Source organism: Neobacillus sp. SRL179 (assembly GCF_984799095.1).
Map to the genome: position 1 here is coordinate 3,322,881 of NZ_OZ481792.1, position 11,334 is coordinate 3,334,214.

Below are 11,334 nucleotides of genomic sequence, written 5' to 3' on the forward strand. Positions count from 1 at the left end.
CCATTAAATCAATTTTTTCATTTCTTCTTCATACATTTCTTGATCTATTTTTCCTGTTAAAAGTTTCTTGCGCAGTTCCTTTTTTTCTTCAGAATGGTCTGACTTGATCTCTTTTTTTGTAGTTGTTTGCGGTTTTTGTTTTTGTTTATTTCCCTTTACTGCTGTACGGCGAACTGTTTGGGAATTACCCTTCAACCCTATGAACACAAAGAGCCCGGCAATGATGATGGCAATGCCAATAATGGACGCCCCTCCGACTCCAATTATGGGACGACTAGAGTTGTCGGTACCATTTTTTGTGACTTGGTCGGTTGCAGTTACACCACTGTGATTTTTGTCATTAGGCGGTTCCTGTTTGTTGATTGCTTCCATGGTAGATTCTGTTCCAGACTTCTTATAGGAAAAAGAATACTTCGGGTTTTCGCCAACCTTTACATTTTTATACTCGTAGTAATATAACTCTTCGCCATAGTCACTTTTAGTATTATTTTCCGTCGCTGGCTCCAGTTTGATTTCCTTGGCAGTCATTGGTGCATAAAAGACAACATCTAATTGTTCAATTTCCGCATTATTAATCAGTTGGTATGTAAAACTCTTTTGATCTTTTACTTCAATCGTTTTTGTATAGTACTCAATGACAAATTGGTAAGTTTCATTATTCTTGATTGCCTTTTGCGGCTTCCAAGTGACGATCCCCTTTTCTTTATCAATATCAAATGGACGTTGTACTTCTGGTTTATTCGCCTCTGGAAACTCAGCTACTAAAAAGGCTTCAAAACCCTTTTCCATTGCTGGAACTGGAATTTCAATTTTCCCATCATAATCTTGGCCGCTCTTGTTTGTAATGGTTCCATATTGGCCTATTAACAAAGAGGGAACATCTCTGGATCCCCAATCCTCAGGGTAATCAAACTCTGGCATTACTTGGACTTGCATTTCCTTAAAAGGAAATTTTTCAGCCTGAAAGGCTGTGTCAGCACTGGCTTTTAAACCTATGAAATTAGTAAAAAATGATGCAATGACGAACAATGCCAACCACTTTTTCTTAAGCATAATGATCCTCCTTGACTTAGCAAACTCATCACTAAAGTGTATTTATTTTCACTATAGTCCTCTTTGAAATAAATATAATCGTTCTTCACCCCTAATTGTTAAACCACTCTTGAACATTTTGTTAAAGGAAGAAAATAGTAATCAATTCGACAAAAATCCACCACATAATGTTCACATTTACTAGAAGAAAAGCGGAAGCGCCCTGTTCAGCGGCGTATGGCCTGGAGCGCTCCAACTGAGATAAAGGAAACACGAAGAGCCGGAGGCGATTCGATGTTGACTTATCGTAGGGCGGAGAGCGAAGGACACTAGCCGCTAGGGCGCTGGAGCTGGACCATTCTCAAAGTAAGTCTTATAAAACCCAATAAAAAATAAGCCTTGATTTCAACTATTGAAATCAAGGCTTAAGGTAATTATTTTGGGGTTCTTCTTTTGTTTTTATGGTACGGATATAACTTACAATGTCTGAAATATCCTCTTTTTTCAGCTGACGCACACCTTCAAGACCTTTTAATGATGGGCCCATGCGGGTTTCCTCACGTCCATAAGCTGTATCTGTCCATATTTGCTGATCAGTTGTATATTTCAAATATTGAGGATTGGCAAGGGCCGGTCCCATTTTTAGTTTGCCGGCTCCAGCTTCACCATGGCAATTCATACAATATAGATTATACATTTTATTGCCATTTTCAGGATTTCCAGCTACTGTCTTTGGAACTTCCATATTGATTTCTTTCGTTTGCCATTCTCTTATAAACACTACTAAATTTTTCAAATCTTTTTCTGACAATCTTGGCCCATAGGCTGGCATGGCTGTCCCTTCCCTGCCATATTTCACATAATTATACAGGTCCTTATTGGAAACCGTACTTAAAAAATGCTGGTTATTTAAAGCAGTCCCCGCATTTGTCCCTTCACCTTTTCCAGTTTCCCCATGACAGATAAGACATTGCTTGATATAGATCTTTTCACCAGCTGCAATGACCCTAGAATTCTTATTAGGAAGAATAGGACTATTGCTAATGACAGCTATTATTCCAATAATAATCAAAATATAACTTCCGATTAATATTTTTTTCATGGGCTACTCCTTACTTTGGTTCTGGTGTTGGAGTTGGATCCCCAAGATCTCCGTATTTTTTTGTGATAAGATCATAAATTTTATTAGGACTTTTACCATTAAGATGCATATCTATCGCCTCCCGGGCGATATCGATACAAGTATCTCAAGCGATTCCCATCGAATCCCATCCTGTTACGGCATTGTCTTCACCCAACTGATCAATAAAGCAATCTAAATTACTTTTATGTCCGTCCGAGACTCCACAACCGCAATAACAGGGAACTTGTGCAACAACAGATGGATATTCAGATGCCATAATGTACGTTTCTTGAATTTTCTCTGAAGTATTTAATACATAATCAGGCAGTGGTTCGTGCTTTTTATCCAGTGCCCATTTTTCACTATCAAGTTTGGAACCACAGCCCGCAATTATTAATATTACTGAAAAGACAAGGAATAATAGAGTAGTAATCCGCTTCATTATATGTGTCACTCCTTTCCAACTAGTTAATACTAGTTCATTTTAACAAAAAATGTTTATTGTCATGGTTTGTAATTCTTACTATTTCGTGAAGTTTTATGATAGAAAAAGCAAAAGGATTCAATTGATTAGAAATAGGCACCAATAAAAAAGCCTTAGACGCCATTAATTGGCTCTAAGGCTTCGAACACGGTTATGCTCTAGATACATAAGATGAATCAGTTGTATTGATAATTAACTTATCACCTTGGTTGATAAAGAATGGTACTTGAACTGTAAGTCCTGTTTCTAAGGTTGCAGACTTCGTTCCGCCAGAAGATGTATCTCCTTTAATTCCAGGTTCCGTTTCGGCAACTTCTAATATAACACTATTTGGCAGTTCAACCCCAAGTGTTTCATGATTAAACATCATAATGTGTACTTCCATGTTTTCTTTTAAAAACTTTAATTCATATTCAATATTGCTAGCTGGAAGTTCAACTTGTTCATAAGATTCCATATCCATAAATACATGTGAATCACCACTTGCATATAAATACTGCATTTTACGGTTATCAATTTGCGCTTTCTCTACTTTTTCACCTGCACGGAACGTTTTTTCTTGAATTGCTCCATTACGAAGGTTACGAAGCTTGGAACGAACAAATGCAGCGCCCTTTCCTGGCTTTACGTGTTGGAAGTCTAATACGCGCCATAAGCCGCCATCAACTTCAATGGTTAATCCTGTTTTAAAGTCGTTAACAGATATCATATTTTAATATCCTCCTAAATGATTATAAGATAATTAGTTCTTTGGTTGAATGTGTAAGAGCTTCGTTTCCTTCATTGGTAATTAAGGTATCATCTTCAATTCGGACACCGCCAAGACCTGGAATATAGATGCCAGGCTCGCAGGTAACCACCATTCCAGACTCTAAAATAATATCGGATCTCATCGATAATCCAGGGCCTTCATGAATTTCAAGACCGATTCCGTGACCATTAGAATGACCGAAATACTCCCCATAACCTTTTTCTGTTATGTAGTCTCGTGATAATGCATCTGCTTCTTTACCAGTAATTCCTGGTCTATAACCAGCCATTCCGCGTAACTGTGCTTCTAGAACAATTTCATAAATTTCTTTAAGCTTAGCATCTGGCTCTCCAACCGCAACCGTCCTCGTAATATCAGAAACATAACCATTATAATAACAGCCATAGTCCATTGTAACAATATCTCCAGCCTCAATAACTTTGTCACTTGCAACACCATGTGGAAGTGCAGAACGGTGACCTGAAGCAACAATTGTATCAAATGATGAGGAAGTGGCACCAGCTTTTCTCATAAAGAATTCTAATTCATTTGAAACTTCAAGCTCAGTTTTACCTGGACGAAGAAAGTCTAAAATATGTTTAAATGCTGCATCAGCAATATCAGCTGCCACCTTTAATATCTTAATCTCTGCATCCGTCTTTATCAAGCGTAACTTTTCGATAACACCCGAAACGGGGACTAGCTCTGCAGAAATTGCTTTCTCATATTGTTTAAATGTAGAGAATGTTACATAATCCTCTTCAAAACCAAGCTTTTTTATATCTAGTTCTTTTGTAAGCCGCGCAAGTTCTTCTGGTATGGATCCAGAAAATTTCACAATTTCAAAACCTTGGCATTGGCTTGCTGCCTGCTCAGTATAGCGGAAGTCTGTAATAAAAAGCGCTTTATCAGCGCTAATTAATACAACACCTGCTGTACCTGTAAAATTTGATATATAGCGGCGATTATAAGGACTGGTAATTAAGATCCCATCTATTCCATTTGCTTCAAAGGCTGATCTAAGTCTTTCTAATTTATCCATTATTCTCCACTCTCCCTTTCTAATCCCATTGCGGACAAAAATATTTTATCATAATCTTAACATTCCTACTAATCGAATATTACGTCGAAGCCTCTTTGTCTTGTACTTTATTAAGTTCATACTCATAATTAATGGAATAACCAATAAATATTCCATATAACATATATAAACAAATCGAAGTTATAATGGTATTCCTACTTAACTCAAAAAACGGTTTAATTCCAGGAAAAATGGGATTCAGAACAAAGAACACCAGCAGGAACAGAACAACGCCAAAACCTAGACCAAACCACATACCTTTTAGTTTTCTTAAAGCTGCATAATAAATAAATGCTACAGCAATTGAAATGAGACCTAGAAAAATAAGTGATATCACTTTCCCAAGCCATCCATACTTCCAATTCCCCAAGGCCCAGGGTTCTAAAATAACATTGGGGCTAATATCAGTGAAATTAAATAAATAGGCAATATATCCTATAACCCCCCAAAACATACCTCCAAATAAACCTGTCCAAAAAACCATCATTAAAAAAGTCATGGGTTTTGGATATTTCTTTAGTTCCTGGTCGTTTGCCATTGTGATTACCTCCGTCCTAATCAAGTGTGCGCATTATTTATTTTCAGCAACAATGTTGGTTATGAAAATAATTGCTAAATTCCACCATTATTATGCCCTTAGATGTGTAATCCTTACATGTAAAAATATTTTTTCTAATTTTTTTGGAAATATTATGTCATCCTAGAGGTTTTTTCATTTTTCTAGTAGAATATTCTTAAGTACAAACAGATTTCTTATTCTGCTATTGTGCAACTTTGTTATAGGTTGGTGTTATTAACCATGTCTAAATCTCAAAAACCCGTTTATGGCGGCCAAGCGGTCGTTGAAGGAGTCATGTTTGGCGGAAAACATCATTATGTTACTGCTATTCGCAGAAAAGATCGTTCTGTGGAATACTTTCATTTACCACGAAAAGCCAATCAATCTTTATCAAAATTAAAGAAAATCCCATTCCTTCGTGGGATCATTGCCATTATTGAATCAAGTGCGAATGGTTCAAAACACTTAAATTTCTCCACGGAGAGATACGATGTTGATCCAAAAGATGATGCAACAATTAAAGAAAAAGAAGTTTCTAAATTGACCATGTATTTAGGGGTTGCAGCCATTGGGGTTATTTCCTTTTTATTTGGAAAATTTGCGTTTACGTTAATTCCTGTTTTCCTAGCTGTATTAACGAAACCAATTTTTCCATCTGATTTTGCACAGGTACTCGTCGAGGGCTTCTTTAAGCTCTTGCTGCTCCTTTCATATATTTATTTTGTTTCCTTAACTCCCTTAATAAAAAGAGTATTTCAATATCATGGTGCTGAGCATAAAGTAATCAATACCTTTGAAGCTGGGGCAGAACTCACAGTTGAAAATGTTCAGGCTCATTCCCGCCTCCACTATCGCTGTGGCAGTAGTTTTATTTTATTTACCGTGATTGTAGGGGTTTTTGTCTATATGCTCGTACCTACTTCACCTCTTTGGTTAAGGGTAGTCGATCGTCTCCTCTTAATACCTGTAGTACTAGGAATTGCCTTTGAAGTTTTGCAAGTCACCAATAAACTTCGTGATATTCCAGTTTTGAAATATTTAGGGCTTCCAGGACTTTGGCTGCAATTACTAACAACCAAAGAACCTCAAAATGATCAAGTGGAAGTGGCAATCCTTTCATTTAAGGAATTATTAAGAAGAGAACAAGAAACGGCGTACGAAACCAAAAATGAAGAAATTGTCTAAACTTTTGTTCAAAGGTGTTTAAAAGATTAAAAAAATGCTTAAGATGCTCATAGGGAGGTGGCTTTCTTGAAAAATCGGACATCCGCTATTGTTGTTGGGATACTTATTGTTCTTGCGCTAATTGGCATTTATGGTTCGTTAACAGCAAATCCTGCCGGTTTTATTCAGGGAATAGCTGTCATCGCATTGATCGGCTTGGTGATTTTTTTCCTTGTTCGTAGGTTTTCTAATTCCAGTCCTCAGAAAAAAGAGCAGCGGGCATTTCTTAAAGCAGCCAAAAAGTCAAAGAGACGATTACAGCAAAAGAGCGGAGATTCTTCTGGTAAGAGCTCTTCTCTCGGGACGTTATCAACATTAAAGAAAAGCTCCAAGATAAAAAAGAAATCTCCTGCTCACTTGACCGTCATTGATGGCAAAAAGGGTAAAAAGAAAAATCGAGCGTCATTTTAGACACTCGATTTTTCTTTGTTTTCAATAACCCCAACTTTTTAAAAATTTGTTCGCATGTTCCCTGCCTATCTCAAATAATTTTCGTTTTTTTTCTTCCGTTAAATGAAATTCGGTTAATGAAACCCCTTCTGCCTTTATAAAAATAATATTTTCCACATAATGCTTAGAAATATATCTTAAGTCATGAGCATCCTTCATCGTTTCAAATAAAGCTCCAAATAATTGAATGCCATTTTTAATTTGATGTTTTTCATGTTCATGTTCACTTGGGCTTAGTTTAATACCCAATACTGGTCTGACTCTTTTTTCATTATCACGATCAAAAAGCCACATTGGGAAATTACTAAGGACTCCCCCATCAACAATAATGTTGGTTCCATTGATTGAACGCAATTTAACCGGTTCAAAAAAATACGGAATACTGCAGCTCATTCTTATGGCTTTAGCGATGGAGAAAGACCCCGGTGATATTCCAAATTTGTCTAAGTCATCCGGTAAAACCACCATTTGTCCATTTGAAAGATCGGAGGCAATGACCCTTAATGCCTGTGGGGGCAAATCGGAAAAAGTTCTTAACCCTTTTGCTTCCAACTTTTCCTTCATCCATTTTTCAAGTTCATTTCCTTTGTAAAGACCAAGCTTCCAATAAACAAACAGCCATTTGGCTATCGAAAATGGAATAATGGTTTTTCGGCTATCGAGCATTTTGGGAAGATCGAATTCATCCACTAATTGGTAAATTTCTTTACTCGTATAACCAGCTGCAATTAAGGCGGCAACAATTGAACCTGCACTTGTTCCAGCAACCCTTACAAATTGAAACCCTCTATTTTCAACTTCTTCATAGGCTCCAATCAGTGCAAACCCTCTAATTCCTCCTCCAGAAAAAACGCCGTCTATTTTCATGGCAGCCACTCCTAAAGATGAACTCATTTTTACATTTTTAAGCGGTTATATACAAAAATAGTACGGTGGACAAGAAGAATATTTATTTAAATTTGTGAAAAACCACTGGTTCAATAATTGTTAATTTATTTTCCACAATTTGTTCACTACGCTACATTCTTTCTTCATATCATCAACACATCTATTTCATACACTTTACCTATCATTTAATGAGTCTTATTAACATGTAAAGGTAGTGAACCATAATGAGTATGAAAAAGGAAAGACTGAAGGTGTATGATATGACTTGTACATCTTGTGAAAAAAGGATAGAACGAGCGGTTAAAAAATTAAATGGTATTGTCAATGTAAAAGCAAACTTTAGCGGGCAATATACTGACCTAGAGTTTGATGATGAGCTGTGTGATATAGAACAAATAAAGGCAGCTATTAACCGGGTCGGATATAGTACAGAAAACGGCAAGGGATTTAAGTTTATCGGTATTATAATCGTAGTCGCTGCGATTGTTTTACTGGGGATAAACACTGGTAGTTTTAATATGGAAGATAAACTTAAAAATGCTTCTTATGCCGTATTATTTGTTGTCGGTGTCATCTCCTCCCTTCATTGCGTTGGCATGTGCGGAGGAATTATGCTTTCCCAAACGATAGGGAAAGCGAGTAAGAATAAATTTGAAGCAATGAAGCCTGCCATCTTATACAACCTTGGCAGAGTGACATCATATACCATTTTAGGCGGAATCGTTGGGGCGGTTGGTTCAGTAATTGCTCTTTCATTAACAGCAAAAGCTGCCTTACAAATTTTCGCTGGAGTATTCATGGTTATAATGGGTTTTAATATGGCTGGTTTTAAGGCCTTCAGAAAAATTCAGATAAAAATACCCACTCCAGCCTGTAAAGTGATAAGTACAAAAAAACCAAGAACACCTTTTTTTGTTGGTTTAGTTAATGGATTTATGCCATGTGGTCCGCTGCAAACGATGCAATTATATGCCTTAGGTACAGGAAGTGCCGTTAGTGGCGCTCTATCCATGTTTATGTTCTCAGTTGGAACAGTACCACTAATGTTAACCTTTGGTGCATTATCAAGTCTGTTAAGTAAAGGGTACACAAAGAAAATTCTAAAATTCAGCGGTATCCTTATAGTGGTACTTGGATTGATTATGAGTAATAGAGGAATCGCTCTTGCAGGAATGAATATAAGTCCAACTACTATGCTCGCTAATATTGGCGCTTTTAGTGATAGTCAAGCTGCTGGATCAAATTCAACAAAGGCTACTATTAAGGATGGGGTGCAGGTTGTAACTATTACGGCTAATGCCAGCGGTTATACACCTAGTACTCTATATGTTAAAAAGGGTATACCGGTCAAATTAGTTGTAAATGCAGAGCAGCTCACTGGCTGCAATAGTACGATTGTTATACCTGATATGAATATAGAACAAAAGCTTCAAGAAGGACAAAACATTATCGAATTCACACCCGACAATGAGGAAATTCCGTTTAGCTGTTGGATGGGAATGAAACATGGAATTATTAAGACCGTGGATGATTTAAACAATGTAACGGCATCAAGCAGTGATTCAGAAGGTGTAAATTCTTCAACCAGTTCTACTGCTCCAGCTGCTGAACCATCAAAGGCAAGTATTTACGGTGATGATATTAGTAAAGTTTCAACAGACAGGTTAGTGAAAAAGGCACAAATAGTAAATAATGTGCAATCAATTGCTGTTAGAGGGATTGGTTACGAACTTGAGCCACTTATCTTAGTGGTTAAAAGCGGAATTAGTACGAAGCTTTCAGTAGACTTAACTTCTTTTGATAATCCTGATAGTTATTTTTTAATCATGAACTCTAATACAAAAGAAATAGTAACGGATTTTACAGGAACAAAAGGAGTAGTTGAAGTAGAGCTGAATATTGAAAAAGCAGGTTCTTATGGTATTTACTTAAATGAGCAAGATTTGATTGGAGTAATTGAGGCAGTAGATGATTTAAATTCAGCAAATCCTGAAGAGGTTAGAAGCAAGTATTTAAATTAATGATTAAGAGTCAAGAAAAAAGGTATCTGGATATATAATCCGGATTCCTTTTTTTTGAACTATCTGCTTTTTAAAAAGGTGAAAGTCTGCCCTAAGACATTGCCCCTCTTTTTCATGTAACCTAAACATAACTTAATGTAAACTTTTCTATACATCATGCATATAATACTTTACACAATGTAAAAGTAAAGTTACAGGGGGTGTAAACTTTGACCTACCAAGAAAAGAAAAGCATCGTATCTTTGATTAGCGTCATACTCATTTTCGGGAGTTATTGCTTGTACATGTACCCACAGTTCCCTGAAGGGAATCTCGATTCTACAGAAATCTATCGTTTTTGGGGTTCCTTCGTCCTAGTTCAGACTTTGTTTTCAATTTTTGCGCATATCATAATCAGCATTATTTTTAACATTTTCTTTAGAATTACCACCCGAGAAAAGGAACCATCATTTGCAGATGAACTGGATAAGATAATCAACTTAAAAGCGCACCGTAATTCTTTCTTTATGTTTATCGTCGGCTTTCTAGTTGCGATGGGATCACTGGTCATCTTACAGCCGTCACAGCTGATGTTCATGATCCTGATTACTTCAGGATTCCTTTCCGATGTGACTGGCTCCATTACCAAACTTTATCACTATAGGAGAGGAGTTTAATATGGTGGGCAAACATCTTGTCGGCAATCATATCCGTAAATTGCGATTCAACCATGATGAAATGACCCAGCAACAGTTAGCTGACAAGGTAGGCGTTACAAGACAAACCATCGTGGCTCTCGAAAAGGGAAACTACTCCCCATCTTTAGAACTCGCATTTCGCATTGCTCATGCCTTTAACTCACCATTGGAAGAAGTATTTTTTTATGGGGACAACACCAAGGAGTAAGACCGCTTTACCGTTTTTGAATTTATTAAAATGGGGGATAAAAAATGAATTCAAATAAAGAAAACTCAACGATTGGCGAGCCGTTAGATAAAGACAGAGGCCTAGTTGCACTTATGCATGATAGGAGAGCTTATACTTTCCTATCTGCCAAAAAAGCAGCAAAAATAGTTGGGGTACTATTTATCCTGGCAGCCGTTACAGCGGTAGCAGGTCTTCGTTTATACAATCCGATCCTAAACGGTTCCGATTACCTAATTAATGGGACCGAACACGCCAACCAAGTGAAATTAGGAGCCCTGATGGAGTTAATTCTTGTCCTATCAGTGGTTGGTACTGCAACAACAATGTTTCCGATATTAAGAAGATATAATGAAACGATCGCTCTATGGCATGTTTGCTTCCGATTTCTTGAAGCGATTATCATTACTGTCGGCGTTGTTAGTATACTGTCCCTAGGAACCTTAAGCCAGGAATTTGTCGCGGCAGGAGCTACGGATACGGCCTCTTTTCAAGCTTCAGGTACTTCATTAAAAGCAATCCATGATTGGACATTTTTGCTTGGACCTAATTTCATGCTGGGTATCAATACGATGATGTATAGTTATATCTTTTATAAATCCAAGCTTGTGCCCAAGTTCATCCCCATCTTGGGTATGACAGGGTCAGTATGTATTTTTCTTAGTGCCTTGTTAGTTATGTTTGGTGTATTTGAACAAGTTTCTGCTTGGGGTGGTATTTTGGCGCTACCGGTAGCAGCTAATGAAATGATTTTAGCAGTGTGGCTCCTCATTAAAGGGTTCAATGAGACGGCACTTGCTTCCATGTATGCAAAATGA

Annotated in this window: 13 protein-coding genes; 6 read left to right on the forward strand and 7 right to left on the reverse strand. The window is 37.2% G+C overall.

The genetic code is table 11. From position 1 onward, the window contains the following. Positions 1–3: 3 nt before the first annotated feature. From AC4E8C_RS16435 to AC4E8C_RS16460, 6 genes are all read right to left on the reverse strand, one after another. Positions 4–1,053: a hypothetical protein gene (locus tag AC4E8C_RS16435; RefSeq protein WP_490207730.1), complete on the reverse strand. Its 1,050-nt coding sequence runs from the start codon at positions 1,051–1,053 to the stop codon at positions 4–6. 397 nt (positions 1,054–1,450) lie between these two features. Then, positions 1,451–2,134 (reverse strand): c-type cytochrome, encoded by a 684-nt coding sequence (locus AC4E8C_RS16440; protein WP_490207731.1) that lies wholly within the window; start codon positions 2,132–2,134, stop codon positions 1,451–1,453. 10 nt (positions 2,135–2,144) lie between these two features. Continuing rightward, complete coding sequence (locus AC4E8C_RS16445; protein WP_490207732.1) at positions 2,145–2,597, reverse strand: PCYCGC motif-containing (lipo)protein; 453 nt, start codon at positions 2,595–2,597, stop codon at positions 2,145–2,147. A 193-nt stretch (positions 2,598–2,790) separates the two neighbouring features. After that, entirely contained in the window at positions 2,791–3,348 is a 558-nt protein-coding gene (gene efp, locus AC4E8C_RS16450) for an elongation factor P (RefSeq protein WP_490207733.1), read from the reverse strand. Positions 3,349–3,370: 22 nt separating this feature from the next. Further along, the gene (locus AC4E8C_RS16455) at positions 3,371–4,432 is read right to left on the reverse strand and encodes a M24 family metallopeptidase (RefSeq protein ID WP_490207734.1); all 1,062 of its coding nucleotides are present in this window, start codon (positions 4,430–4,432) and stop codon (positions 3,371–3,373) included. 79 nt (positions 4,433–4,511) lie between these two features. Then, positions 4,512–5,009 carry a YqhR family membrane protein gene (locus AC4E8C_RS16460; protein WP_490207735.1) on the reverse strand — a complete coding sequence of 166 codons (498 nt, stop codon included), beginning with the start codon at positions 5,007–5,009 and terminating at the stop codon, positions 4,512–4,514. A 261-nt stretch (positions 5,010–5,270) separates the two neighbouring features. Between AC4E8C_RS16460 and AC4E8C_RS16465 the strand changes: the two genes are divergently transcribed. Then, entirely contained in the window at positions 5,271–6,215 is a 945-nt protein-coding gene (locus AC4E8C_RS16465) for a DUF1385 domain-containing protein (RefSeq protein ID WP_490207736.1), read from the forward strand. 57 nt (positions 6,216–6,272) lie between these two features. Continuing rightward, on the forward strand, positions 6,273–6,665 hold the full coding sequence (locus AC4E8C_RS16470) for an SA1362 family protein (RefSeq protein WP_490207737.1): 393 nt from the start codon (positions 6,273–6,275) through the stop codon (positions 6,663–6,665). Positions 6,666–6,686: 21 nt separating this feature from the next. On the opposite strand, the gene AC4E8C_RS16475 is transcribed toward AC4E8C_RS16470, so the two are convergent. Beyond that, positions 6,687–7,571 (reverse strand): patatin-like phospholipase family protein, encoded by an 885-nt coding sequence (locus AC4E8C_RS16475; RefSeq protein WP_490207738.1) that lies wholly within the window; start codon positions 7,569–7,571, stop codon positions 6,687–6,689. 245 nt (positions 7,572–7,816) lie between these two features. On the opposite strand from AC4E8C_RS16475, the gene AC4E8C_RS16480 reads away from it, so the two are divergent. The 4 genes from AC4E8C_RS16480 to AC4E8C_RS16495 all read left to right on the forward strand — a co-directional run bounded on the left by AC4E8C_RS16480 (position 7,817) and on the right by AC4E8C_RS16495 (position 11,334). After that, positions 7,817–9,613: an urease accessory protein UreH domain-containing protein gene (locus tag AC4E8C_RS16480; protein ID WP_490207739.1), complete on the forward strand. Its 1,797-nt coding sequence runs from the start codon at positions 7,817–7,819 to the stop codon at positions 9,611–9,613. A 209-nt stretch (positions 9,614–9,822) separates the two neighbouring features. Continuing rightward, a complete protein-coding gene (locus AC4E8C_RS16485) occupies positions 9,823–10,269 on the forward strand; it encodes a hypothetical protein (protein WP_490207740.1) in 447 nt (148 codons plus the stop codon). Between the two features lie 4 nt (positions 10,270–10,273). Further along, the gene (locus AC4E8C_RS16490; RefSeq protein WP_490212592.1) at positions 10,274–10,498 is read left to right on the forward strand and encodes a helix-turn-helix transcriptional regulator; all 225 of its coding nucleotides are present in this window, start codon (positions 10,274–10,276) and stop codon (positions 10,496–10,498) included. A 44-nt stretch (positions 10,499–10,542) separates the two neighbouring features. Further along, positions 10,543–11,334 (forward strand): DUF4386 domain-containing protein, encoded by a 792-nt coding sequence (locus AC4E8C_RS16495; protein ID WP_490207741.1) that lies wholly within the window; start codon positions 10,543–10,545, stop codon positions 11,332–11,334.